The organism is Rhizobium sp. A37_96 (assembly GCF_053521765.1).
In genome coordinates, this window is the sequence record NZ_JBNWDS010000027.1 from 18,224 (window position 1) to 43,382 (window position 25,159).

25 protein-coding genes, 1 tRNA gene and 1 pseudogene are annotated in these 25,159 nt (G+C 61.8%); 16 read left to right on the forward strand and 11 right to left on the reverse strand.

The genetic code is table 11. The annotated features are described in order from the left end of the window. Window positions 1-175 precede the first annotated feature (175 nt). The 5 genes from ACQZ6J_RS32195 to ACQZ6J_RS32215 form a co-directional block, all read right to left on the reverse strand. Window positions 176-445, reverse strand: coding sequence for a hypothetical protein (locus tag ACQZ6J_RS32195; protein ID WP_449087006.1), 270 nt, complete (start codon window positions 443-445; stop codon window positions 176-178). Window positions 446-650: 205 nt separating this feature from the next. Then, window positions 651-1,064, reverse strand: coding sequence for an 8-oxo-dGTP diphosphatase MutT (gene mutT, locus ACQZ6J_RS32200; protein WP_163994278.1), 414 nt, complete (start codon window positions 1,062-1,064; stop codon window positions 651-653). Continuing rightward, a complete protein-coding gene (locus ACQZ6J_RS32205; RefSeq protein WP_449087007.1) occupies window positions 1,061-1,870 on the reverse strand; it encodes a GNAT family N-acetyltransferase in 810 nt (269 codons plus the stop codon). The genes mutT and ACQZ6J_RS32205 overlap by 4 nt, the downstream gene beginning before the upstream one ends. Beyond that, the gene (gene argJ, locus ACQZ6J_RS32210) at window positions 1,851-3,092 is read right to left on the reverse strand and encodes a bifunctional glutamate N-acetyltransferase/amino-acid acetyltransferase ArgJ (protein ID WP_449087008.1); all 1,242 of its coding nucleotides are present in this window, start codon (window positions 3,090-3,092) and stop codon (window positions 1,851-1,853) included. Before argJ ends, ACQZ6J_RS32205 begins: the two co-directional genes overlap by 20 nt. Window positions 3,093-3,266: 174 nt before the next feature. After that, window positions 3,267-4,193, reverse strand: coding sequence for a peptidylprolyl isomerase (locus tag ACQZ6J_RS32215; protein WP_163994284.1), 927 nt, complete (start codon window positions 4,191-4,193; stop codon window positions 3,267-3,269). A 246-nt stretch (window positions 4,194-4,439) separates the two neighbouring features. Here ACQZ6J_RS32215 and secA point away from each other — a divergent pair, with 246 nt between their 5' ends. Continuing rightward, a complete protein-coding gene (gene secA / locus ACQZ6J_RS32220) occupies window positions 4,440-7,160 on the forward strand; it encodes a preprotein translocase subunit SecA (RefSeq protein WP_449087009.1) in 2,721 nt (906 codons plus the stop codon). 92 nt (window positions 7,161-7,252) lie between these two features. Here the strand turns inward: secA and ACQZ6J_RS32225 are convergent, their stop codons facing one another. Further along, window positions 7,253-7,882 carry a glutathione S-transferase family protein gene (locus ACQZ6J_RS32225; protein WP_449087010.1) on the reverse strand — a complete coding sequence of 210 codons (630 nt, stop codon included), beginning with the start codon at window positions 7,880-7,882 and terminating at the stop codon, window positions 7,253-7,255. Window positions 7,883-8,128: 246 nt separating this feature from the next. Here ACQZ6J_RS32225 and ACQZ6J_RS32230 point away from each other — a divergent pair, with 246 nt between their 5' ends. Further along, window positions 8,129-9,544 (forward strand): oligosaccharide flippase family protein, encoded by a 1,416-nt coding sequence (locus ACQZ6J_RS32230; RefSeq protein WP_449087011.1) that lies wholly within the window; start codon window positions 8,129-8,131, stop codon window positions 9,542-9,544. A 2-nt stretch (window positions 9,545-9,546) separates the two neighbouring features. After that, on the forward strand, window positions 9,547-10,818 hold the full coding sequence (locus ACQZ6J_RS32235) for a GNAT family N-acetyltransferase (protein ID WP_449087012.1): 1,272 nt from the start codon (window positions 9,547-9,549) through the stop codon (window positions 10,816-10,818). A 46-nt stretch (window positions 10,819-10,864) separates the two neighbouring features. Here the strand turns inward: ACQZ6J_RS32235 and ACQZ6J_RS32240 are convergent, their stop codons facing one another. Then, complete coding sequence (locus ACQZ6J_RS32240) at window positions 10,865-12,511, reverse strand: AMP-binding protein (protein ID WP_449087013.1); 1,647 nt, start codon at window positions 12,509-12,511, stop codon at window positions 10,865-10,867. A 253-nt stretch (window positions 12,512-12,764) separates the two neighbouring features. On the opposite strand from ACQZ6J_RS32240, the gene ACQZ6J_RS32245 reads away from it, so the two are divergent. Both ACQZ6J_RS32245 and ACQZ6J_RS32250 read left to right on the forward strand, forming a co-directional pair. Beyond that, window positions 12,765-13,745, forward strand: a complete 981-nt coding sequence (locus tag ACQZ6J_RS32245) for an aldo/keto reductase (RefSeq protein ID WP_449087014.1) — start codon at window positions 12,765-12,767, stop codon at window positions 13,743-13,745. A gap of 329 nt (window positions 13,746-14,074) precedes the next feature. Next, entirely contained in the window at window positions 14,075-14,869 is a 795-nt protein-coding gene (locus ACQZ6J_RS32250) for a class I SAM-dependent methyltransferase (RefSeq protein ID WP_449087015.1), read from the forward strand. A 17-nt stretch (window positions 14,870-14,886) separates the two neighbouring features. Here the strand turns inward: ACQZ6J_RS32250 and ACQZ6J_RS32255 are convergent, their stop codons facing one another. Beyond that, the gene (locus ACQZ6J_RS32255; RefSeq protein ID WP_449087016.1) at window positions 14,887-15,474 is read right to left on the reverse strand and encodes a TetR/AcrR family transcriptional regulator; all 588 of its coding nucleotides are present in this window, start codon (window positions 15,472-15,474) and stop codon (window positions 14,887-14,889) included. 234 nt (window positions 15,475-15,708) lie between these two features. Here ACQZ6J_RS32255 and ACQZ6J_RS32260 point away from each other — a divergent pair, with 234 nt between their 5' ends. From ACQZ6J_RS32260 to ACQZ6J_RS32285, 6 genes are all read left to right on the forward strand, one after another. Then, window positions 15,709-17,007 (forward strand): MFS transporter, encoded by a 1,299-nt coding sequence (locus tag ACQZ6J_RS32260; RefSeq protein ID WP_449087017.1) that lies wholly within the window; start codon window positions 15,709-15,711, stop codon window positions 17,005-17,007. Between the two features lie 141 nt (window positions 17,008-17,148). Next, a tRNA-Leu gene (locus ACQZ6J_RS32265) sits at window positions 17,149-17,233 on the forward strand. Between the two features lie 177 nt (window positions 17,234-17,410). Beyond that, entirely contained in the window at window positions 17,411-17,872 is a 462-nt protein-coding gene (locus tag ACQZ6J_RS32270) for a hypothetical protein (RefSeq protein ID WP_449087018.1), read from the forward strand. 60 nt (window positions 17,873-17,932) lie between these two features. After that, window positions 17,933-18,289 carry a DUF6693 family protein gene (locus tag ACQZ6J_RS32275; RefSeq protein WP_449087019.1) on the forward strand — a complete coding sequence of 119 codons (357 nt, stop codon included), beginning with the start codon at window positions 17,933-17,935 and terminating at the stop codon, window positions 18,287-18,289. A 150-nt stretch (window positions 18,290-18,439) separates the two neighbouring features. Beyond that, on the forward strand, window positions 18,440-19,033 hold the full coding sequence (locus ACQZ6J_RS32280; protein WP_449087020.1) for a YqaA family protein: 594 nt from the start codon (window positions 18,440-18,442) through the stop codon (window positions 19,031-19,033). Window positions 19,034-19,051: 18 nt separating this feature from the next. Further along, window positions 19,052-19,564 carry a disulfide bond formation protein B gene (locus ACQZ6J_RS32285; RefSeq protein WP_163994315.1) on the forward strand — a complete coding sequence of 171 codons (513 nt, stop codon included), beginning with the start codon at window positions 19,052-19,054 and terminating at the stop codon, window positions 19,562-19,564. A 291-nt stretch (window positions 19,565-19,855) separates the two neighbouring features. Here the strand turns inward: ACQZ6J_RS32285 and ACQZ6J_RS32290 are convergent, their stop codons facing one another. Further along, window positions 19,856-20,413 (reverse strand): HNH endonuclease, encoded by a 558-nt coding sequence (locus tag ACQZ6J_RS32290; RefSeq protein ID WP_112504300.1) that lies wholly within the window; start codon window positions 20,411-20,413, stop codon window positions 19,856-19,858. A 111-nt stretch (window positions 20,414-20,524) separates the two neighbouring features. Then, window positions 20,525-21,169 (reverse strand): DNA-3-methyladenine glycosylase family protein, encoded by a 645-nt coding sequence (locus tag ACQZ6J_RS32295; RefSeq protein ID WP_449087021.1) that lies wholly within the window; start codon window positions 21,167-21,169, stop codon window positions 20,525-20,527. 43 nt (window positions 21,170-21,212) lie between these two features. Between ACQZ6J_RS32295 and gluQRS the strand changes: the two genes are divergently transcribed. After that, entirely contained in the window at window positions 21,213-22,094 is an 882-nt protein-coding gene (gluQRS, locus tag ACQZ6J_RS32300) for a tRNA glutamyl-Q(34) synthetase GluQRS (protein ID WP_449087022.1), read from the forward strand. On the opposite strand, the gene ACQZ6J_RS32305 is transcribed toward gluQRS, so the two are convergent. Next, window positions 22,059-22,994: a YihY/virulence factor BrkB family protein gene (locus ACQZ6J_RS32305; protein ID WP_449087023.1), complete on the reverse strand. Its 936-nt coding sequence runs from the start codon at window positions 22,992-22,994 to the stop codon at window positions 22,059-22,061. The two genes, gluQRS and ACQZ6J_RS32305, sit on opposite strands and share 36 nt — an antisense overlap. 113 nt (window positions 22,995-23,107) lie before the next feature. Between ACQZ6J_RS32305 and ACQZ6J_RS32310 the strand changes: the two genes are divergently transcribed. From ACQZ6J_RS32310 to ACQZ6J_RS32325, 4 genes and pseudogenes are all read left to right on the forward strand, one after another. Next, window positions 23,108-23,941 carry an SDR family oxidoreductase gene (locus ACQZ6J_RS32310; protein WP_449087024.1) on the forward strand — a complete coding sequence of 278 codons (834 nt, stop codon included), beginning with the start codon at window positions 23,108-23,110 and terminating at the stop codon, window positions 23,939-23,941. A 120-nt stretch (window positions 23,942-24,061) separates the two neighbouring features. Further along, window positions 24,062-24,265: a twin transmembrane helix small protein gene (locus ACQZ6J_RS32315; protein WP_047630776.1), complete on the forward strand. Its 204-nt coding sequence runs from the start codon at window positions 24,062-24,064 to the stop codon at window positions 24,263-24,265. A 20-nt stretch (window positions 24,266-24,285) separates the two neighbouring features. Further along, entirely contained in the window at window positions 24,286-24,864 is a 579-nt protein-coding gene (locus tag ACQZ6J_RS32320; protein WP_449087025.1) for a cob(I)yrinic acid a,c-diamide adenosyltransferase, read from the forward strand. A 195-nt stretch (window positions 24,865-25,059) separates the two neighbouring features. After that, a pseudogene (locus ACQZ6J_RS32325) lies at window positions 25,060-25,159 on the forward strand (electron transfer flavoprotein subunit beta/FixA family protein); the annotation flags it as partial.

A 25,159-nucleotide genomic window follows, 5' to 3' on the forward strand; every position in this document is an offset into this window, starting at 1 on the left:
CGGGACAGTGTCCGATTTGGGTTATGAGCCTGATTTGAAATGGCTAATTTTCGTTAACCATACTTGCTGCGAGTCGTTTCCGGATGCGCCGAATATGTGCGCCGCGAACTCAAAAGAGAGCCAACGCATCATCAGGCGACAAATTCCCCTCAGGACAACACGCAAAAGAATAGCTTCAAGTAAATGCACTAATAAGTTGAGATTGACATTCAATCTTTCCGATGCAACCTATGAAGCATGATATCCTCATAGGTTGTAGTGGAACTAATGCATGGTAGGATTGTTCAAAGCCGTCGGCGGCATCGTTGTCGCCCTCGCGATCGTGCTGGCCGTCTCGATGCTTTTCATCGGAGGCATTGGCGGCTTTGTCGCGGGGTTGATCGCCGCGCTTGCCTATGCATTTTGCGGCGCCGTGATTTTCACCTTCGGATTGATGTTGGAACATCTGGAGGCAATCCGACGGAATTCAACCAGACAGTCGGAAATGCTGACGGAGTTGCTCCGGAGAACACCGAAGACAGGACCTTCCCATCGAGAGGCTATGGAGAACAATCTCGATCAGCTCGCCAAGTCGAACTTCCGCTTCAAGGAAATCTATTCCAGCGCAATTCCACCAAGGCAAATAGCAGCGGAAGCACCGGGCCTGACTCTTAAAGCAGATCCTGCAGGAACGGGATCAACGGCTCGTCGGCTGGTGGCATCGGATAGTCGCGCAGGGCCTGCGGCCGAACCCATTTGAGCGCCTGCCCTTCCTGGCCGCGCGGGATGCCCTCGAAGCGCCGGCAGATATAGAGCGGCATCAGCAGATGAAAGGTTTCATAGGTGTGGCTGGCAAAGGTCAGCGGCGCCAGGCAGGCGATCTTGGTCTGGATGCCGAGTTCTTCCTGAAGCTCGCGCACAAGCGTTTCCTCGGGCGTTTCGCCGGCCTCGACCTTGCCGCCCGGAAATTCCCAGAGGCCGGCGAGTGATTTGCCTTCCGGACGCTGCGCCAGCAGGATGCGGCCATCGGCATCGATAAGCGCGCAGGCGGCGACGAGAAGGATCTTGCGGCCTGCTTCGCTCATGCGTCCCCCGGAGGTTGCCAATAGCAATAGCGATAGGCCTCGCGGAAGCCGAAGCTGGCATAAAGTGCCAGAGCCGGCACATTGTCGGCGCCGACCTGAAGCCACGCAGCCTTGGCGCTGCGCATCCGCGCCCAACGCAGTGCCGATGTCAGGATCTCGGCGCCAAGACCCTTGCGCCTGTGCTGCGGCGAAACCGCAACCGACAGAATGCCGGCAAGATCATTGTCCTGCACGCAAAGGGTCGTCGCCACGGGTCCGGCGTCGTCGTTCTCGATGACGAAAAGCCCCGAGGGGGGCTTGATGCTGCTCACCACCTCCGCCAGCGCCGGCTTTAAAGCGGGGTCCGCCTCATCGACCACGAGGCTGGCATCGACGAACCGTCCCACATCGTGGCTCGGCAGGTGATCCAGCATATCCGGCAATTCCAGATCGACCAGATCGGCGATCATGACGAGCGTCTCGTCAAACCGCGTCCAGCCACGCTTCTGCAGGAGGTCGATCAGCTGCGACGAGGCGAGCGGCGTCTCGCGCACCACCATCGGCCTGCCATAGGCCTCGAACTTGCGCTGCGCCTTCGCCAGCCGGATTTCGAGATCGCGATGATCCGAGGGGTCGAGCGGCACGACCGAGTTCAGGCGCTTCGAGGGATGCCCGGCCGTCAGCCGCACCTGCCAGCTGCCGTCGTACTGCACGGACGAAGCAGGCCATGCCCGGAAGCCGACGGCTTCGAGCCTGCGCACCAAAGGCAGCTTGTTCATCGTGGAATGCGCATGCATCAGCAGAATATCAGCTCCGGTAGTCGCCATTGATGGCAACATATTCCTTCGTCAGGTCGCAGGTCCATACCGTTGCGCGACCATTGCCGAGGCCGAGATCGACCTTCACCGGAATATCCTGCTGTTTCATCACGTTCGAGGCCGCGTCCTCGGAATAGGAGCCATCCCGCTCGCCATTGACGGCGACGCGGACATCGCCGAACCAGATGGCAAGCTTGTCGCGATCCGCCATCTCGCCGGCCTTGCCGACGGCCATGACGACACGGCCCCAATTGGCGTCCTCGCCGGCGGCTGCAGTCTTGACCAGCGGCGAATTGGCAATCGAAAGAGCGATCCGCTTGGCGGCGGCATCGTTCTCGGCGCCGGTCACGGTGATTTCGAGCATCTTCGTCGCGCCTTCGCCGTCGCGAACGACCTGGATGGCGAGATCCTTCAGCAGTTCGTTGAGGGCTGCACGGAAGCCGGCAAGCTTCGGATCGTCGGCGCGGTCGATATGCGCCTGCCCGTCAGCCGCGGCAGCGCCGGTTGCAAACAGCATCAGCGTGTCCGAGGTCGACGTATCGCTGTCGACCGTCATGGAATTGAAGCTCGGGCCGACGCCATCGGAAAGCAGCGTCTGCAGCGCGGCGGAAGAAATATCGGCATCCGTGACGACGAAGGAGAGCATCGTCGCCATGTCGGGCGCGATCATGCCTGCGCCCTTGGCGATGCCGTTGATGGTCACCGTGACGCCGCCGATCTCGGCGGTGCGGGTCGCGACCTTCGGATAGGTATCCGTGGTCATGATCGCCTTGGCCGCTTCGAACCAGAAATCGCTTGTCGCGTCCTTCGCCATCGTGTCGAGCACGCCGGCAAACTTGGTGGCGTCCAGAGGCTCGCCGATGACGCCTGTCGAGGCAAGATAGACTTCGTTTTCACCACAGCCGACGGCGGCGGCCGCCGATTTTGCAGTCAGTTCGGTCGCCTGTCGGCCCTTCAATCCGGTGAAGGCATTGGCATTGCCGGAATTGACGACGACGGCGCGCGCGCTGCCATGGGCCAGGTTGGCGCGGCAGAAATCGACAGGAGCCGAAGGGCACTTCGAGCGGGTGAAAACACCCGCGACGGCCGCCGGCTTGTCGAAGACCATCAGCAGGACGTCGGTGCGGTTCTTGTACTTGATGCCGGCAGACGCCGTGGTCATGCGCACGCCGCGAAGAGCGGGCATGGACGCGAAGGATTTGGGAGCGAGCGGAGAAACGGAACCGGACATGAGAGCCACCTCAACGAGCATGATGCCGAAAAGTGTAGGCGGTTTTCGGATGCCATCATGCTCTGCTTCTTTGATTCCGGAGCCGGATGATTTCAGGTCGCATCGACCTGAAATCATCCGGCTCCAGTGAAAGGCCCGGAAAAACCGGGCCTCGATGATTCTGCTTACAACTACTTACTGCTGCGGCTGAGCGTCGGGCGCTGCCGCACCATCCGCAGGAGCAACGGCGTCGTCGGCCGGAGCCGCATCCTGCTGCTTCTGCGCATCGTCATAGGCCTTGCTGAGCGCCGGGTCGTTGATGACGACCTTGGTGTCCGTCTTGGCCTTGTTCAGAAGCTCAAGATACTTGTCGCGCATGACGAGCTGACGAACCTGGTCCTTGACCTGGTCGAACGGCGGAGGAGGAGCGTTGCGCTTGTCTTCGACCTTGATGACGTGCCAGCCGAAATCGGTCTTGACCGGCGTCTTCGTGTAGGTGCCGACCGGAAGAGCGAAAGCCGCGTCTTCGAATTCCTTGACCATGCGGCCATGGCCGAAATAGCCGAGATCGCCGCCATCGGCCTTGTTCGGGTCGGTCGACTTTTCCTTGGCCAGTTCGGCAAAATCCTTGCCGCCGTCGAGTTCCTTGATGATCGCCTTGGCTTCGTCCTCGGTCTTCACCAGAATGTGACGGGCGTGGACTTCTTCCTGCTTCGGCAGCGCTGCGACTTCCTTGTCGTAGCGGGCCTTGACCTCGTCATCCGTGATCTTGTCGGCGACATGGGCCTTGAAGAAGGCGTTGTGCAGCTCGCGATCACGCAGATAGGCCATGTGAGCCTGGAAATCCGGGGTCTGGTCGAGCTTCTCGGCGGCGGCCTGCTGCGACAGCAGCTTCACGTCGATCGAAGCAGAAAGCGCGGCAACCTTCTTCTGGTCGTCCGGAAGCTGGCCGAGCTGAGGATCGAGATTGGCGATTGCCAGATCGAGCTCGGACTGATGGATTTCGACATCGCCGACCTTGGCGACAACGGGGTCCTTGGCGTCGGCCGCGAAGACCGGAGCCTGGAAGGTAACGATTGCTGCGAAAGCAACCGCAGCAGCAAGTTTGTTGTACTTCAACATAAAATAACCCTTCGGTGGTCTCGACCGGCTCGACAGACGTGAATCCGGCATGAAAAAGCCTTCAGCAGGAGAATGTGGCCTTTCTGTATCGGCCAAATCCCGTTGACATCAATCGACCCCCCTCTTATCTGTCACGCAACCTCGCGTCCAGAACAGTTTCCGGCCGTTTTATGCTAAACGCCCGTTTTTTTCGGGAATGGATTAAGCAGGAAGCGGCCGGATGAAATCTCAGAAAGGACCAGTCACATGGTCAGCCTAGGTGGAATTGCCCGCAAGTTGTTCGGCTCGTCCAACGACCGCAGGGTCAAGTCGTTCCAGCCGCAAGTCGCCGCAATCAATGCGCTCGAGCAGCAGATGCGCGCTCTGTCCGACGAAGCTCTGGCCGCCAAGACGGTGGAGTTCCGCCAGCAGCTCGCGGAAGGCAAGACCCTCGACGATCTTCTCGTGCCCGCCTTCGCGGTCGCCCGCGAAGCGTCGCGCCGCGTCCTCGGCATGCGACCTTTTGACGTGCAGCTCGTCGGCGGCATGATCCTGCATTCCAATGCCATCGCCGAAATGAAAACGGGCGAAGGCAAGACACTGGTCGGGACGCTGCCGGTCTACCTGAACGCCCTTGCCGGCAAGGGCGTCCATGTCGTTACGGTCAACGACTATCTGGCACAGCGCGACAGCGGCACCATGGGCCGCCTCTACAGCTTCCTCGGCCTGACCACGGGTGTCATCATCCATGGCTTGTCCGACGACGAGCGACGCGCCGCCTATGCCTGCGACATCACCTACGGCACCAACAACGAGCTCGGCTTCGACTATCTGCGCGACAACATGAAGTACGACCGCGCCCAGATGGTTCAGCGCGGCCACAGCTTCGCCATCGTCGACGAAGTGGACTCGATCCTCATCGACGAAGCGCGCACGCCGCTGATCATTTCCGGCCCGCTCGACGACCGCTCCGATCTCTACATCACGATCGATGCCTTCATTCCCGGCCTGACGAAAGACGATTACGAAATCGACGAAAAGCAGCGCTCGGCCAATTTCTCCGAAGAGGGCACCGAGAAGCTCGAAAACATGCTGGCCGAGGCCGGCCTGCTGAAGGGTGAATCGCTCTACGACGTAGAGAACGTCGCGATCGTCCACCACATCAACAACGCGCTCAAGGCCCACAAGCTCTTCCAGCGCGACAAGGACTATATCGTCCGCAACGACGAAGTCGTCATCATCGACGAATTCACCGGCCGCATGATGCCGGGCCGCCGCTATTCCGACGGCCAGCACCAGGCGCTGGAAGCCAAGGAACGGGTGCAGATCCAGCCGGAAAACCAGACGCTGGCGCAGATCACCTTCCAGAACTATTTCCGCATGTACGACAAGCTCGCCGGCATGACCGGCACGGCGGCGACGGAAGCCGAAGAATTCGGCAACATCTACGGCCTCGACGTGATCGAGGTGCCGACCAACCTGCCGATCAAGCGTATCGACGAAGACGACGAGGTCTATCGTACGCATGAAGAGAAGTTCAAGGCGATCATCGCCGAGATCCTGGATGCTCACAAGCGCGATCAGCCCGTGCTCGTCGGCACGACCTCGATCGAAAAGTCGGAACTTCTTGCCGATCTCATGCGCAAGCAGGGCTTCAACAACTTCCAGGTTCTGAACGCCCGCTACCATGAGCAGGAAGCCTATATCGTCGCCCAGGCCGGCGTTCCCGGCGCCGTGACGATCGCCACCAACATGGCCGGTCGCGGCACCGACATCCAGCTCGGCGGCAACCTCGAAATGCGCGTCGAACGCGATCTGCACGATGTCGAGCCCGGTCCGGAGCGCGACGCCGCGATCGCCAGGATCGCCGAGGAGATCCAGCAGCTCAAGCAGCGGTCGATCGCCGCCGGCGGTCTCTACGTCATCGCCAGCGAACGCCATGAAAGCCGCCGCATCGACAACCAGCTGCGCGGCCGTTCCGGCCGTCAGGGCGACCCCGGCCGCTCGAAATTCTACCTGTCGCTGCAGGACGACCTGATGCGCATCTTCGGCTCCGACCGCATGGACGGCATGCTGCAGAAGCTCGGTCTCAAGGAAGGCGAAGCCATCGTCCATCCCTGGATCAACAAGGCACTGGAACGCGCCCAGAAGAAGGTTGAAGCCCGCAACTTCGATATCCGCAAGAACGTTCTGAAGTACGACGACGTGCTGAACGACCAGCGCAAGGTCATCTTCGAACAACGCGTCGAGCTGATGGACGCAACCGACCTCACCGAAACTGTCGGCGACATGCGCCACGACGTCATCGAGGATCTGGTTTCCAAGCATATTCCCGAGCGCGCCTATGCCGAACAGTGGGATGCCGATGGCCTGAAGGCGGCCGTCGCCAACTTCTTCGACCTCGACCTGCCGATCCACGACTGGGTCAAGGAAGAGGGCATCGCGGAAGACGATATCCGCACCCGCCTGACGGAGGCCGCGGAGAAAGCGGCGAGCGAGAAGGCGGAGCGCTTCGGCCCCGAGATCATGACCTATGTCGAGCGCTCCATCGTGCTGCAGACCCTGGACAACCTCTGGCGCGAACACATCGTCAACCTCGACCACCTGCGCTCGGTCATCGGCTTCCGCGGCTACGCCCAGCGCGACCCGCTGCAGGAATACAAGGCTGAAGCTTTCGAGCTGTTCCAGGCGCTGTTGAACAACCTGCGCCAGGCCGTCACCGCCCAGCTTTCGCGCGTTGAACTCGTGCAGCAGCCTGCCGAGCCGGAAACGCCGCCGATGCAGGGCCGCCATATCGACGCGACGACCGGCGAGGACGAATTCGCTCCGCTCTCGCTTGTAAGCGAAAACTTCGTACCGCCGGAAAACCGCGACCCGCAGAACCCGGCAACCTGGGGCCGCGTCGGCCGCAACGAGGCATGCCCCTGCGGCTCCGGCAAGAAGTACAAGCACTGCCATGGCGCCTTCGAAAGCAGCGAAGTCGTCTGAGCGTCATCCGCTGACAGCAAATAAAAATGCCGCCTCCTGGCGGCATTTTTATGTGTGACGACCGAGAAGCGTTGCGCGCAAATCCATCGAGCTCAAACGGCGGAATGCGGATCGTCGCTATAAAGATAGATCGGATAGCCAGGCCCGATCGCCTCCCGCACGCGATCGAACCAGGCCGTCATCGCAGGATAGTCGGTGAGATCGAAGCCACAATCCGCCGCTCGATGGCCATAGGCATAGACGGCGATGTCAGCGATCGTGAGGTCGTCCCCTGCCAGAAACGGCGTATTCCTCAGGCCACGCTCCAGCGCCGCAAGCGCGCGGAGCGCAGCCGCCCGTTTCGCCTCCACCATGGCTTTCTGCAGCTCGAGCCGTCCCGTCAGCGTCCAGTATCGCAACGTGCCGATCACCGGTTCGACGTGATACTGCTCGAAGAACAGCCATTGCATGACCTTGGCGTGCCGATAGCGGTCGGCCGGAAGAAATCGGGTGCCCTCGGCGGCATAGCAGAGGATTGCGTTCGATTCCGCGATGGTGCGGCCGTCCTCCAGCTCGACAACGGGGATACCGCCTGCCGGATTGAGGTCGAGAAAGGCCTCCGTGCGCCCCTCGCCTTCGAAAATCGACACCAGGCGAGTTTGATAGGGAATATCGAGCAGACCGAACAGCACCCTGGCCTTCCAGCCGTTCTGCGAGGGCAAATAGTCGTAAAGCGTGAGCATGGGATCCTCCTCTGACAGCCGGTCGATTGTGCATGGCCGCGGCCTGCCCGCCACCCGTTTCCTGCCTGCTCCCGCGCCCGTGCCGCCCGAAACGCACGGCGCCTCACGGTTGCTTTCGAAACAACAAAAGACAACCTGCCGCCATCGGCAAAGCCACTTTTACGTGTTGCAAGAACCGATTCTTAACTCTCCTCTGCCAAGACTGTCATGAGGTTTGGATCATACTTAAAGTATTGCGTATCGATCATGGCGGTCTTTCAAACAGCGGAGAGAATGTTGCCGTCCGCATTGCGGACAGCGCTATCGCCATATCTGCGCAAGATCGGCGCCCTCCTCACCGGCCAGGACGAGAAGGCCGTTTCACAGCGCATGGCGCTGATAGCCTTCACCATCCGCGTCGCGGGCGCTGCCCTCGCCTTTCTGTCGCAGATCATCCTTGCCCGCCTGATGGGCAGGTTCGAATACGGCATCTTCGTGTTCGTCTGGGTGCTGATGATCCTCTTCGGCAATCTCGCCTGTTTTGGCTTCCCGAGCGCCATCATCCGCTTCCTGCCGCAATATGATGCCGGCGGCAACCATGCCGCCCTTCGTGGCCTGAACGCCACGGCACGCCTTTTCGTGGTCGCAGCCTCCGGCATGCTGGCGCTGATCGGCGCGCTGCTGCTCTACGTTTTCCGAGGAATGGTCGAGCACTATTACGTCATGCCGATCTTTCTCGGCCTGATTGCCGTGCCGATGATCGCGCTGGGCGATGTTCTGGACGGCACGGCCCGCGCCAAGCACTGGCCGATCATGGCCCTCAGCCCGACCTTCCTGATCCGCCCGACGCTGATATTGCTCTTCATGGTGGCCGCAGTCCTTGCCGGCGCGCCGCGTGATGCCGTCACCGCCATGATGGCAGCCCTGGCCGGTGCCTTTACCAGCGTCCTGCTGCAATATCTCGCCGTGACCTTCCGTTTGCGCCGCCATTATCCGAGCGGGCCGAAGGCCATCGAGTTCAGCGCCTGGCTTGCCGTCGCCTTTCCGATTTTCCTCGCCGAGGGCGTGGGCTATCTTCTCACCAATTCGGACGTCATCGTCGTCGGTATCTTCCTCGATCCGGATGAGGTCGCCATCTATTTCGCCGCAGCCAAGACGATGGCGCTGGTGCTCTTCGTCTCTTTTGCCGTCAGGGCGGCGATAGGGCCACGCTTTGCCGCGATCATCGCCGAAGGCGATCGAAGCAAGCTCGCAGCCTTCGCGACGGAAGCGACCCGCTGGGCCTTCTTCCCCGCGCTCGCCGTCGGGCTTCTGGTTCTCGCGGCCGGTCAATTCCTGCTCTCGCTCTTCGGCGCCGCCTTCATCGAAGGCCAGATCGTGATGGCGATCCTGCTCACCGGTATTTTGGCGAGAGCGCTGGTCGGCCCCGCTGAAATCCTGCTGACCATGGCCGACAAGCAGATACTTTGCGTCTATCTCTATACCACCGCGCTCGTCGTCAATATCGGCCTGAACGTCGCCCTCATCCCTCATCTCGGCATCGAGGGAGCTGCCATCGCCGGCGCTGCCGCCATGGCGATCGAAGCTTTGCTCCTGCACATCGCCGTCCGCCGAGCGCTCGGCATCACCCTTTTCGCCCTCATGCGGCGCCCCGCGGCGCCATCGGCAACGGGGGCACTCTGAACATGGCCCGCCCTCCTTACACCGAAAGCACAGACAGCCAAGTGAACGCCCTGACGCACACGCTCGCAGCGCTGCACTTCGAAACGCCGAAAGCCGAAGCCCGGGTCGAGGTCGGCCGCGAAGGCCGCGAATTCTGTCTCTATCCCGGCAAGCTCGGCTACGAGCTACAGGAGGAGCTGGACTTCCTGTCCAATCGCGCCATGGAGCCGAACGTCTTCTTCTCCGGCCGCTTCCTGGCGCCCGCCATGCCGCGCCTCGAGGACCGGCAGGTACGCCTGGCGCTGATGCGCGACAACAGCAGCACGCGCAGCCGCATACGGCTGCTGATGCCCTTCACCGTCGACAAGCCCGGCTTTGCGATCGGCCCATCGATCATCCGTGTCTGGTCGAACTCCTTCGGCCCGCTCGGCACGCCGCTGCTCGACGCAGAGGATGCCGGCGAGACGCTCGACAACCTCTTCGAGGCGCTCGCCCGGCAGGAATTGCACCTGCCGACCACGCTCGTTCTGCCGGATGTGCGCCTCGACGGCCGCTTCGTCCAGATGGCCAAGGTCATCGCCATCGGCCGAAACCTGCCGATCGCCGTCGCCAACCCCTTCCGGCGCCCGATGCTGCAGAGCAGCGACGACGCGCTGGCCTATCTCAAGCGCACGATCTCCAACGCGCATCTGCGCGAGATGCGCCGGCAGTGGCGCCTGTTGGAAAACCAGGGCGAGGTCAGCTACAGCGTCGCCCGCCAGCCTCGCGACGTGCACACGCGCATGGAGGAATTCCTGGCGCTCGAGGCAAGCGGCTGGAAGGGCAAGAAGCGCTCGGCGCTCGTCACCGATCGCCACCATGCCGCCTTCGCCCGCGAAGCGATTTCCAACCTTGCAGCCATCGATGCCGTCCGCATCCATTCCATCGATCTCGACGGCAAGGCCATCGCCTCGATGATCGTGCTGATCATGGGCGGCGAGGCCTATACGTGGAAGACGGCCTATGACGAAGCCTATGCCCGCTTTTCGCCGGGCAAGCTGCTGATGGGCGAACTGACGGAATGGCATCTCGACGATGCCAACGTCGTGCGCACGGATTCCTGCGCGGTGCCGGATCATCCGATCATGAGCCGTTTCTGGCATGAGCGCGAGGACATGGGCACGCTCATCATCGGCCTGACGCCGAACGGCGACCGCGATGTCCGCCAGGTAACCACCCAGCTGCACATGTATCGCAGCACCCGCAACATGGCGAAGCTGCTGCGCGAAAAGATCCTTTCGCTGACGAAGCGCTAAAGCGGTTCCGGACGCAAAACCGCCGCGCGCTCCTGCGCGACATGCTTTAGCCTTTTGAATCAACGCTCTCGGCGATCGCCCGTTCGCGCAGCAGACGACGGATCACCTTGCCCGATGTCGTCAGCGGCAAAGCATCGAGGAATTCGATCTCGCGCGGATATTCATGCATGGAAAGCCGGGTCTTCACCCATTCGCGGATTTCCTCCGCCAATGCCTCGCTCGGCTCGCGGCCGGGCACGAGCACGACATAGGCCTTGACGATTTCCGTCCGCACAGCATCCGGCTTGCCCACCGCGGCTGCAAGCTGCACGGCGGGATGACCGCCGAGGCAATCCTCGATCTCGCTCGGCCCGATGCGATAGCCCGACGAGGTGATGACGTCGTCGTCGCGGCCGACGAAGGAAATATAGCCATCCGCATCCTGCCGGCCGATATCGCCGGTCAGCAGCCAGTCATTGGCGAACTTCGCCTCCGTCGCCGTCTCGTTCTGCCAGTAGCCGAGAAACATCACCGGATCGGGCCGCTTGATGGCGATCTGCCCGCTCTCCCCGACCGGAACTTCGACACCATCGGCATCGACGATGGCGACGCGGTGGCCGGGCGCGGGCTTGCCGGTCGCTCCCCCTCGGCTGACGCCGAAGGCCTCGCTGGAAGAAATGACGAAGTTGCACTCCGTCTGGCCGAAGAATTCGTTGACGCTGACACCGAGCGCGGACCGCGCCCACTCGAAGGTTTCGCGGCCGAGCGCTTCGCCTGCCGAGCCTATGGTGCGGAGCCTGAGGTCGTAACGCTCCCGCGGATTGTCGATGGCCTTGAGCAGCCGCAACGCCGTCGGCGGAATGAAGGCATTGCGCACCTCCATCTCGGCCATGATACGGAAGGCCATGTGCGGATCGAACTTCTGCGCTGGCGAGGAAACGACGGGGACGCCGAGCATCAGGCTCGGCAGAAGTGCATTCAGAAGGCCGCCGGCCCAGGCCCAGTCCGATGGCGTCCACAGCCGGTCGCCGGTCTGCGGAAAGCCCTCATGGGCGAACTGCATGCCCGGAATGTGCCCCGGCAGGACGCGATGGCCATGCAGCGCGCCCTTCGGCGGTCCGGTCGTGCCCGAGGTAAAGATCATCAAGGCAGGATCGTCCGGGCCGGTATCGGCGACTTCGAAGAGAGGCGGATGTGCCGCCACCAGATCGGCAAAGCCGGCGACGCCTTTGTCAGCGCCGTCGATGCTGATCACCTGCGCCAACTCAGGCAGTTGGTCCCGGATCGGGCGCAGCCTTTCGAGCCCGAAGCGGTTGGTGACGATTGCCGACGCTCCGGACGCCTTCAGCCTGTACTCCAGCGCCTCGGCACCGAACAGCAATGCCAGCGGCAGCGCGATCGCCCCCATCTTGTAGATCGCCACATGCGCCACGACCGTTTCGAAACTCTGCGGCAGCAGCAACGCCACCCGATCTCCGGCACGCACTCCGAGCGCGACGAGCGCATTGGCAAAGGAAGCGGAACGATCGCGCAACTCGCCATAGGTCATGGAAAAGTGATTGCCGTCCGGATTGAAGTGCTGGAGGCAGACACGCTCGGGCTCTTGCTCGGCCCAGGCATCGCAGACAGCATGTCCTATGTTGAATTTCGCCGGAATCTCCCAACGAAAGTCGCGATAGAGGGCTTCATAAGTATCAAGCGGAGGCAATTTCATGCAGAATTCCAGAAAATGGTGCGGCGCAGCTAACACCTGTCGCCCCTGGGGTTCAAGGAAACATTTGAGACAGCCGTCTTCCCCGGCGGGCAAATCCTCTTATTATTGAGGAATACTTCGAAGCTCTTCACGAACCGACGCACCGACCGGCGGCGCACCTGGCCCGCCTGTTGACCTTGGTGACGCACACTCCGCCGCCCCCAGACGGCGGCGGCTCTTTACGCCAAATATCTTGAACGGACGGAGAATATCGATGGAATACGTAAAGCTTGGCAGAACAGGCCTTGAAGTCTCACGAATCTGCCTGGGTTGCATGACCTATGGCGACCCCAACATGGGCACGCATGCCTGGTCGCTGAAGGAAGAGGACAGCCGCCCGCTGCTGCGCCAGGCGATCGAGGCCGGCATCAGTTTCCTCGACACGGCGAACACCTACTCCAACGGTTCCTCGGAAGAGATCGTCGGCCGCGCCATCAGGGATTTCGCCCGCCGCGAGGATATCGTGCTCGCCACCAAGGTCTTCAACCGCATGCGGCCAGGACCGAACGGCGGCGGCCTGTCGCGCAAGGCGATCTTCGACGAGATCGACAACAGCCTGCGCCGCCTCGGCACCGACTATGTCGATCTCTACCAGATCCACCGCTGGGACTACACGACGCCGATCGAGGAAACGCTGGAAGCGCTGCATGATATCGTCAAGGCCGGCAAGGCCCGCTATATCGGCGCCTCCTCCATGTATGCCTGGCAGTTCGCCAAGGCGATCTACACCTCGCGCCTGAACGGCTGGACGGAATTCGTCAGCATGCAGGACCACCTGAACCTGCTCTACCGCGAGGAAGAGCGCGAGATGCTGCCCTTCTGCGAAGACCAGAAGATCGGCGTTATCCCCTGGAGCCCGCTCGCCCGCGGCCGCCTGACCCGCGACTGGGACGAAGCCACGGCCCGCACGCAATCCGACGAATTCGGCAAGACGCTCTATACCCAGGCGCTCGAAGCCGACCGCAGGATCGTCGATGCCGTCGGCACCGTGGCCAAGGCACGCGGCGTCCCGCGCGCGCAGGTCGCGACCGCGTGGATCCTGCAGAAGAGCGCCGTCACCGCCCCGATCATCGGCGCCTCCAAGCCCGGCCACATCACGGACGCCGTCGCCTCCCTGGAGGTGAAATTGACGCCGGGAGAAATCGAGGCTCTGGAATCGCCGTACATCCCGCACGGGGTCGCCGGGTTCAAGTGATCGGGAATATTGGAGCTGGTCAGGAAAGGCTGGTAACGCCGCAGCCACCTGCTTGGCCCCTCACCCCGACCCTCTCCCCGCCATGCGGGGAGAGGGGGCTTTTTCCGCCAAATCCACGTCCTGTCCACACGGTGATTGCGAGTATCTTGCTCTATCGTCCCCTCTCCCCGCGAGCGGGGAGAGGGCTAGGGTGAGGGGCAATCGCACACTCTACAGCCCAACAGGGCTTGCCGTCACGCTGGCGGCAACTCGCGCAAAAGTGACTTCACAGGTCGGTCACAGTTGAGGCTTAACAGGTCAAGGTTCCTAGCCCCCGAGGATGATAATTCATGATCACTGTTCCCTTCGAAGCGCGGCGCTTTCAATCGACCGCCGCCTATTACCTGCGCTACCGCATCCCCTATCCGGACAGACTGATCGATCGCGTCGCCGAGCGCAGCGGCCTGAAGCGCGGCGACCATGTTCTCGACCTCGGCTGCGGCCCCGGCCAGCTCGGCATTGCCTTCGCGCGGCTGCAGGGCGCGGCCGTCACCGCCATTGACCCCGAACCTGAAATGCTCGCCGAAGTCGAGGCCGGCGCCGGGAAAGCCGGCGTCGACGTCACCGTCCGGCAGGGATCCTCCTACGATCTCGGGCCCGATATCGGCCGTCTGCATCTCTGCGTCATGGGGCGTTCGTTTCACTGGATGGACAGGCCGGCAACGCTTGAAGCGCTGGACAAGCTGATCGAACCGGGCGGCGCCGTCGTCCTCTTTCATGACAAAAGCATCCTGGCGGAGCCGGATTGGCGCGGCATCCTCGAGCCGCTGGGGCAAACCTATTCGCCCGAACGCAATGCGGACCGGCTGCTGCGCAAGAGCAAGGCATGGGCGCCGCATGAGGCGATGCTGCTCGCCTCACCCTTCCGCAACCTGGAACGCATCGGCATCGTCTCCGAATACACTAGGGATATCGAGGACATCGTCGGCCGCGTCTTCTCGATGTCGTCTACGTCGCCGCAGGCACTCGGCGACAAGGCCGCCGAGTTCGAAGCCGCGCTTCGCGCCGAGCTGCTTGCGGCCGCGCCCGACGGCAAGTTCAAGGAGGTCGTCGAGGCGAGCGGACTGCTCGCCTTCCGCGACTAGACCCTTCCGGATCTGGATCAGCTCTTTTCTTCACCCGGCCGGGGCGTCAGCTCCTGCCGGGTGGCCGACAGGAATTCCTGCGACAGCTCGGAATTGTCCATCGCCCGCGCCAGGATGACGGCGCCGACCATCGCCGAGAGGCTGGCAAAGGCCTTGCGCCGGCGCTCCTCCGGCGTTTCGCCGGGAACGATCTCCTCAAGCACGCCGACTAGTCCCATCAGGCCGCCGGTGAAAGTGGACTGCATCTCCGGCCCGTGCCGGCTGACCTCCTGCGTCAGCGCCGCAAAGACGCAGCCGGTCGCATGCTCGACCACGTTGCGGTGCGAGAGATAGTGGGCCAGCAGCGCTTCCAGCGGCTGATCCGGCGAGCTCGCCGCCACATGCTTCCAGCGATCCAGCGAGCGCGCCACCAGCGCCTTGCTCGCCTCGCAGGCGAGTTCGTCCTTCGAATCGAAATGGCCGTAGAAACCGCCATGCGTCAGACCAGCCGCCTTCATGATTTCGGCGACGCCGATGCCGTCGAAACCCTTCTCGCGAAACAGCTCTCCTGCCACCGCAAGGATCTTCTCGCGGTTTTCGGCGAATTTTTCCCGGCTCACTCTCATCAAAAACTCCATCAGAGCTTCAATAAATCTGTATTGACAATTTATATGATGAGCATCATCAATACGCAACAAATATGATAGCAATCATGTAAATGCCTTTACACAAACGTTCAAGCCGGGAGAACGGCATGGCGCTAGAAGCGTAGACGGTCCCCCTGGCCGTTCGCGATCGAGCACGTTGACAGCTCTCCCGATCCTGACGCCAATATACGCAACCCTATCGGAACGCAGCTCATGGTTTCCACTGCCCTCGCTTCGACGCTCGCCCGGCGCAACATCCACTACGGATGGGTCGTCGTCGGCGCCACCTTCCTCACCATGCTCGTCACGGCCGGCGCCATGGGCGCGCCCGGCGTGCTCATCAAGCCGCTGGAGGATGAGTTCGGCTGGAGTACCTCCTCCATTTCGTCGGCGCTCGCCGTCCGCCTCGTGCTGTTCGGCCTGATGGGCCCCTTCGCCGCCGCCTTCATGAACTATTTCGGCGTACGCAAGGTCATCGTCTTTGCGCTGGCGACCATCAGCATCGGCTTCATCGGCTCGCTGTTCATGACTGCGGTCTGGCAGCTGCTGCTCTGCTGGGGCGTCATCGTCGGCTTCGGCACCGGCCTCACCGCCATGGTGCTGGCGGCAACGGTTTCGACCCGCTGGTTCACCAAGCATCGCGGCCTCGTCGTCGGCATGTTGTCGGCAAGCTCGGCCACGGGACAGCTCGTCTTCCTGCCGCTGATGGCCGAACTGACCACGCGCTACGGCTGGCGCACCACGGTCCTCTTCGTTTGCGGCATGATCGTCGTCGCCGCTTTCATCGTGCTGCTTCTGATGCGCGACCGCCCCTCCGACGTCAATCTGCCGCTGGTCGGCGAAATCCACATCACGCCTGCGCCGCCGGCCACGAAGAACCTCAAGGCCGCGCTCGTCTCGCCGCTGTCGATCCTGCGGGAAGTCTCCACGACCTCCACCTTCTGGATCCTGTTCGCCACCTTCTTCATCTGCGGCCTGTCGACCAACGGCCTGATACAGACGCATTTCGTCACCCTCTGCGGCGATTTCGGCATCGTGCCGGTGGCGGCCGCCAGCGTGCTCGCCGTCATGGGCATCTTCGATTTCTTCGGCACGATCGGTTCCGGCTGGCTTTCGGACCGCTTCGACAATCGCTGGCTGCTCTTCTGGTATTACGGCCTGCGCGGCCTGTCGCTCGTCTACCTGCCCTTCAGCAACTTCACCTTCTACGGCCTGTCGATCTTCGCCGTCTTCTACGGGCTGGACTGGATCGCCACCGTGCCGCCGACCGTCAAGATCGCCGCCGACCGCTTCGGCCGCGAAAAGGCCGGCCTCGTCTTCGGCTGGGTCTTTGCCGGCCATCAGCTGGGCGCCGCCACCGCCGCTTACGGCGCCGGCCTCACCCGCACGGAGCTCAACACCTACCTGCCGGCCTTCTTCGTCGCCGGCGCCTTCTGCCTGCTCGCTGCGATACTGGCGATCACGCTGCAAAAGTCCGGCTCCGCAGCCAAGGGCCCGGCCATGGCGCACTGAGCTTTACGCGTTAAAAAGCCCATGGCGTCCCCACGCCATGGGCCAAACCACAACCCTGCGGAAACACTCGCAATATCTGCCAGCCCCGGCTTGCGCGCCAAGCCGATCACATGCTAGACAGCCGCCTCGTCATGATCCGTTGCCCCATTGGCGGAATTGGTAGACGCGCTCGACTCAAAATCGAGTTTCGAAAGAAGTGCTGGTTCGACTCCGGCATGGGGCACCATCTCACCCTATCATCGATATCTTGATCGGCTTGAAGCGTTGCCGGCTCTCGCGTGGTCCATCAGCTTCGCCAAGCATCGGCGAATGCAACCATATCGCTAATATATAACAATAAAGTCACGCAATAGTTGATTTTGGCGCAATTGATGGCATAGTGTGCTCGAAACCGGGGCCTGCTATGAAAGTAGCCTATATCATCTTCACTATCGTGATTGCCTGCCTTGCCTTTGACGAGGCCGTTTCCGCGCCGCAACATCAGGTGTCTGTCGCTCGAACATGCTTCGTGAAACTTGGCGATGCTCCAAGACAAGCCTGTCGGCAGGTTTATTCCATGCAAGTGCCCCAGCTTCGCCAAATGTTGGTCGGTGCAAAGACGGCAAATGGCGACTTCAACTTCGCGGGCTCGATCATTGATAGAAATCTCTTCAAAGTCACCGGCATTTACGCTGAAGGTCCGTTAAAAGCGTCTGGCTTCTGCAGGTTGACCAGAACGGCAAAAGGCCGCGTCGCGACGATCGACTGCAAGGCCAAGGGCAGGTTTGGGGTCGCACGCATGAAATCGACTGAAGACAATCCGGACGATTGGGATCTCATCGTCAGAAGAACTGTACCGAACGGTTCGTCAGCCGAGAAACCTTAAAATATCCTATAAAAACCAAGAGATAGATTCATCACCACATTGCCGAAGAGGTAAAATATAGTGTCTGACATTACGACTGCACCCACTCGCATCGGCCGGCTCAGGTGCTCGTTCAGCACCGTCGAAGCCATCGGCAGTGTTGTTCTCTGGATCATATTGACGATCATCACGCTGGGTCTCGCCCTGATCGTTTTCCCTTATTACCTCAACCGCGCAGTCCTGAACAAAACCGAGCTTCTGCACGGATCCGGCCGCGTGATCGGGCGGTTGAACTGCACGTTCAATATCGGTCACTCGATAGGGCATGTCATCGTCTGGGCGATCCTGATCCTCGTCACCCTCGGCCTCGCCAGCTTCCTCTATGTCTATCGCGTCGTCCGTGTCGTTCTGAACGAAACGCGCGTCGAATATTATTGAGAAGACGCGACGGCGGTTGCGGCGGCACTGCGCCAAATCCCCGCACCATCACGAAAAATTTTGATTTTGTGCGGCTTCCGTCAGCCGGCGACCATTTACAGCCATAATCCTGCCCCCTAAAGGTTTGCGACGCAGCAAGAAGGGGGCCTTATGCTTCGTAGACTGTACGACTGGACCATGTCGCTTGCCGGCCGCAAATCGGCGGAAATCTGGTTGGCCGTGATCGCCTTCGTCGAAAGCTCCATCTTCCTGGTTCCGGCGGATGTCCTGTTCCTGCCGATGTCTCTCGCCAAGCCGGAGCGCGCCTGGCGCTACGCGCTGACGGCGACGGTTGCTTCTGTGCTCGGCGGCATTGCCGGCTGGGCGCTCGGCTATTACGCCTTCGAGACCATCGCCAAGCCGATCCTGGAATTCTACGGCAAGCTCGACGCCTTCAACCAGATGAGCGCCGGCATCACCTATGAGTGGATCCTGCTGCTGCTGGTGACGTCGGGCCTGGCGCACCTGCCGCCGATCAAGGTGGTGACGATCCTGTCCGGCGTCGCCCATATCGACCTCGGCCTGTTCATCGTCTCGGCCATCGTCGCCCGCGGCGCGCGCTTCTTCTTCCTGGCCTTCCTGCTGCGCCGCTATGGCGAATCCATCCGCCACTTCATCGAAAGGCGCCTGGGCCAGATCACCATGGCCGCCGCCGCCGTTCTCATCGCCCTGTACGGCATCTTCCATTTTGCCCTGGCAAGCTGACCAAGGAGCCCCCAACGCATGTCCATGACTTCGCCCTCTTCCCGCGCCGGCCTCGGCTATGGCGCCCTTTTGACGATCGGCATGATCGTCGTCATCGGCTCGGCGCTCGGCTTCCAGTATATCGGCGGCTATATTCCCTGCGCCCTCTGCCTCGATCAGCGCCAGCCCTACTACTATGGCATTCCGGTCGCCATCATCGCCGTCCTGACGGCGGTCGCTGGCCTGCCCTCCTGGATCACCCGCGGTCTCCTCATCATCGCCGGCCTGATGATGGTTGTCGGCGGCGGCATCGGCGTCTACCACGCCGGCGTCGAGTGGCACTTCTGGGAAGGCCCGACCACCTGCTCGACGACGGCAAGCAGCGTCACGCAGAACGCCGGCGACCTGCTCGGCCAGCTCAACACCATCAAAGGCCCGTCCTGCACGGAAGCAGCCCTGCGCATCCTCGGCCTGTCCATGGCCGGCTGGAACGTGATCGCCAGCGTGATCCTGGCGGCAATTGCTTTTGTGGGCGCGAAGAAGGCTGCTTGATATTTTTGGGCGAGCGACGGCCCTCTCGCATGAGGTAGCTCTGATACCCCCCTCTGTCACTTCGTGACATCTCCCCCACAAGGGGGGAGATTGGTTGGAGGGTGCAGCACCTCGCTACAAAGCAAAGTAAGCTCAACGACAGCAGATACGATGTCGATTTAGGTCGCGAAGGTACCACGACTTGCCGATCTCCCCCCTTGTGGGGGAGATGTCGCGGCAGCGACAGAGGCGGGTGCCACACTCTCCTCGCATAAAGCCGCCGAGGCGATACTCGCACCAACAGAAAAGCCCTTACGGCTGCAGCTCCGAATCCCAGTAGAGATAGTCGAGCCAGCTGTCGTGCAGATAGTTCGGCGGGAACAGGCGGCCGTTGTTGTGCAGGTCCTGCACGGTCGGCTGGTACGGCTTCTGCGCCGGGAACATGCCCGCCTGCCTCGGCAGCTTGCTGCCCTTGCGCAGGTTGCACGGCGAACAGGCGGCCACCACGTTTTCCCAGGTCGTCTCGCCGCCATGGGCGCGCGGGATGACGTGGTCGAAGGTCAGGTCGTCATGGGAGCCGCAATATTGGCATTCGAACCTGTCGCGCAGGAAGACGTTGAAGCGGGTGAAGGCGGGATTGCGGGACGGCTGCACATATGTCTTCAGGCACACGACGCTCGGCAGCCGCATCGAGAAGCTCGGTGACGACACGCATTGATCGTATTCTGCGATGATGTTCACTCGGTCAAGAAAAACCGCCTTGATCGCGTCCTGCCAGGACCAGAGCGACAAGGGATAGTAACTCAGCGGCCTATAGTCAGCGTTCAGGACGAGCGCCGGCAAGGACTGCGGGGAGACTGCAATCGTCAAGGAACCCTCCTGATCGATTCGGCATCTGCACCTGTATATTAGGCCGGTTGTTACAGGATTGTGAAGTCGAATAAATTCAGTGCATCGAGGCGAATTCGGCAAGACGGTCGACTAAACGACAGGCAACGCGTCCCGCCGCATTTTCACGGCGTAGTAAGCCCAGAAAAGTCGGGCCGCGATAGAGCGCCAGGGCGCCCAAACCGCCGCTTCCCGGGCAACAGCCTTGGCCAGTGGCCTGACGTCGTGGCCGAAAGCCATGCCGACGGCCGCCTGCAGCGCTACGTCGCCGGCCGGAAACACATCTGCGTGACCGCCGCAGAACATCAGATAGACCTCGGCCGTCCAGGGCCCGATTCCCTTGATCTCCGTCAGCTCGGAAAGCGCCTTTTCCGGTGATTCGGCGCTGAGCGCATGCAGATCGAGGCCGCCGCCGGCAACGGCGTCTGCCACGCGCGCCAGCGTCTCGTGCTTGATTCGCGAAAGGCCGAAGCCTCGCCACGCCTCCGGCGCCAGCCCCGCATAGCCCTCGGCGGTCACCTGCCCCATCCCGGCGATCATCTTTCCCCAGATCGCATCGGCGCTGGCGCGGGAGACGACCTGCGAAACGATGATGTGGGCAAGCCCCTCGAAGCCCGGCTCGCGCAGGCGCAGCGGCAAGCTGCCTGCCTCTGCGGCAACGGGCCGCAGGCGCGGATCGAGCTCCAGCAGGGCCGCCAGCCCCCGTTCGATGTCACGCTCGTCGCGAATGATCTGCATGGCGTCTCGTAGTCTCCCATTCGATTTCGTGGCAGAAGAAAGCATGATCGAGATTCCCCGTCAAAAGCCGAAATTCCGTTTTGCCCCGAGCCCCAACGGCCCGCTGCATCTCGGCCATGCGCTGTCGGCCATCCTCAATCACGATATGGCGGCAAAAGCGGACGGCGATTTCCTGCTGCGCATCGAAGACATAGATCAGACGCGCTGCACACCCGATTTCGAAGCGGGCATCTACGCCGATCTCTCGTGGCTCGGCCTGCGCTGGCAGGAGCCGGTGCGCCGGCAGTCCGAACATTTTCCGGCCTATCAGCAGGCCTTGCAGACGCTTATCGCCCGTGACCTCGTCTATCCCGCCTTCCTGACGCGCGGCGAGGTCAAGGCCCGCGTCGCCGCCTTCGAGACAGATGGCAAGCCTTGGCCGCGCGACCCGGACGGCACGCCGCTCTATCCGCCCGACGATCGCGGGCGCGGCGATGCCGAGCGGCAGCGGCTGCTGGCATCAGGCATGAAACACGCCTGGCGTCTCGACATGGAAAGGGCGATGGCGGCGACCGGTGGGCCGCTTCACTGGCAGGAAAGCGGCGACGGCGAGACAGGCCGTATCCCCGCCGACCCATCGGTCTGGGGCGATGTCGTGCTGTCGCGTTCCGACGCGCCCTCAAGCTATCATCTTTCTGTGGTCGTCGACGACGCCGTGCAGGGCATCACCCATGTCGTGCGCGGCCTCGACCTCTTCCACGCCACCTCGATCCACCGCCTGCTGCAGGCGCTGCTCGGCCTGCCGGAGCCGCTCTATCACCATCACCGCCTGCTCCTCGGCAGCGATGGCAAAAAGCTCTCCAAGAGCATGGGCGACACCGGCATTGCCGAATGGCGACGGCAGGGCCTTTCAGCGGCGGAGCTTCGCCGCCGCATCGGCCTCTGATTCGGACCGAGCCTTTTCCGATGGCGCCTCGGCCACACGGCTCGCCGTCTTGCCGAACAGCAGGCGGCGCACGCGGAACTTCATCAGCGCCGCGTTGATCTCCGCCCCCATGATGAAAATCACCGCCAGCATGTAGAGAAAGATCAGCACGATCATGACAGACGCGAGGCCGGCATAGGTGGCGGTATAATTGGCGAAGGTCGAGAGATAATAGGCAAAGAGCAGCGCCCCGACCGACCAGAAGATCAAGGTCAGAAACACGCCGGGAATGACGTCGAGCAGCCGCCTGCGACCGGCGGCCAGCCACAGATGCAGGATCATGAGACCCGCCAACAGCAGGAAGATCGTACCGTAGATCCGCCAGCTGAAGACGATGTCGAGGACATCGGCAAGCTTCGGCAGCCATTGCCGGGTGTAATTGAGCGCCAGCGGCACCGCGACCAGCAGGATGCTGAGGATCGCAAAGATCAGGACCGCGATCAGCACATAGCCGAGGCTGGCGAGGCGATTGAAATACCACGGCCGGGTTTCAGGCACGCGATAGGCGCGGTTGAGCGATATGCGCAGCGCCTCGACGCCGTTCGAGGCGAAATAGGCGGCCGCAAGCACGGAGATGGTCAAAAGCCCGCCGCGCGGGATGGTCAGCACCTGCACGACCTGATCGGCCAAAGGCTTGGCGATCGCCTCCGGCCAGGTGTCGAAGATCAGATGCACGGCCGTCGACGAAAACTGGCTGGCGCCGAGAAAGCTTGCCAGCGCCGTGCCGAAGATCAGGAAGGGGAAAACCGCCAGCAGCGTCGACAGCGCCACATGGCTCGCCATGGCGAACCCGTCATCCTCGACGAAATGGAACACTGCGTCGTAGATCACTTTGTAAATCGTCCGCAGGGCTGTCGGCATTCCATCTCCGCCTGACGTCGGCATTTTCGTCCGATTGATATCGCCGGTTGTCGATTGTATCGGGTCCCTGAATATGGGAAACGAGTTCCGGTTTGTACAGGAATCATCTTCCCATGACGGAACAACGCATTATCCTGCTGACTGGTTGCTCCTCCGGCATCGGCGCTTATTGCGCCCGGGCGTTGCGGGACGACGGATGGCGGGTTTTCGCAACCGTGCGGAAGGAAGCCGATCTCGCCTCACTCGAAGCCGACGGCATCGAAGCGCTTGTTCTGGACTACACCCGGCCCGAGACGATTTCCGCCGTCGTCGCAACCGTGCGCGAGCGCACGGGCGACCGGATCGACGCGCTCTTCAACAACGGCGCCTATGGGCAGCCGGGCGCGGTCGAGGATCTGACGACCGATGTGCTGCGCGAGCAGTTCGAGACGAATTTCTTCGGCTGGCACGAGCTGACGCGCCAGATCCTGCCACTGATGCGCAAGCAGGGCCATGGCCGCATCGTCAATTGTTCGTCCATTCTCGGCCTCGTTCCCTATCGCTTCCGCGGCGCCTATACCGCCTCGAAATTCGCGCTGGAGGGGCTGACGATCACGCTCAGGATGGAGCTGCAGGATAGCGGCATCCATGTGAGCCTCATCGAGCCCGGCCCGATCGCGACGCGCTTCACCGCCAATGCGCTCGCCAAGATCAACGAGCATATCGACCTCGAAGGGTCGGCGCATGCCGTCGAATACCGCAGGCAACTCAGGAGGCTGGACGGTTCCGGCCCGATCAGTAAACATAAATTGGGCCCCGAAGCGGTCTATGATGTGTTAAAATCGGCTTTGAATGCGAAGAACCCGCGTCCACATTATCTGGTAACGACGCCCGCCAAACAGGGTGTTCTCTTGAAAAGGTTATTGCCGGCTAACTTTTTCTATCGTCTGATGCGCCGGCTGGACTAGAGCAATCCCGAGAAAAGCGCGCAGCAGCTTTCCGTCCGGAATTGCGGAAAATGATGAGATGGAGCGGATCCGAGAGCCCGGGAAAGGCTGAACCGCTCCGAAGACAAGGATGGAGGAGCCATGTCGACCGTTACCTATGTTGCCGCCATCATTGTCATGGGCCTGGTCGCGATCGTTCTCGTTCGCGGCCTGCTGAACATGATGAAAGGCGACAATCCCAACCTTTCGAACCGGCTGATGCAGCTGCGCGTGCTGCTGCAGGCCGTCGCAGTCATTCTGATCATGCTAACGCTCTGGCTGACGGGCGGCGGCCGCCCGGCCTAGAGCCTGACGACGGGAAGACGATGGTCAAGCTCAACAAGATCTATACCAGGACCGGCGATGACGGCACCACGGGCCTCGCCACCGGTCCGCGGCGGCTGAAACACGATCTGCGGGTCGAAAGCTACGGCACCGTCGACGAAACGAACTCCGCCATCGGCGTCGCAAGACTGCATACGGCCGATATGGCCGGTCTCGACGCCATGCTGATGCGCATCCAGAACGATCTCTTCGATCTCGGCGCCGATCTTTCGACGCCGGAGACGGACGAACCGCCGTCCTACGAGCCGCTGCGCATCATCGACCATCAGGTCGAGCGCCTTGAGCGCGACATCGATCTGCTGAATGCCGATCTCGAGCCCTTGCGATCCTTTGTTCTGCCGGCGGGCAGCCCGGCATCCGCCCATCTGCACCTTGCCCGCACCATTGCCCGGCGCGCAGAGCGCTTCATGGTCGCGCTGTCGCACAGCGACGGCGAGCGCGTCGGCCATGCGGCGCTGAAATATATCAACCGGCTTTCCGATTTTCTCTTCGTCGCCGCACGGCACGCCAATGACCGTGGCCACGCCGATGTGCTCTGGGTTCCCGGCAAGAATCGGTAGCGTCGCAAACCAATCACCGAAGACGTACGTATTGACGTTGACGTAAACGTTATTTATCGTCCTGAAGCAATTTGCCTATCTGCGGCATGGAAGCGTTGTAATTGGGGGAAAAACGCGTATCCATGTCGCCATTCGACAAACGGAGCGGCGCCGAACAGGCCATGTTCTAGAGCGCAGTGTTGAAGGAAGGACCTCATGAAGATACTCGTGCCAGTGAAGCGGGTTGTTGACTACAACGTGAAGATCCGTGTGAAGGCGGATGGATCGGGCGTTGAGCTTTCGAACGTGAAGATGT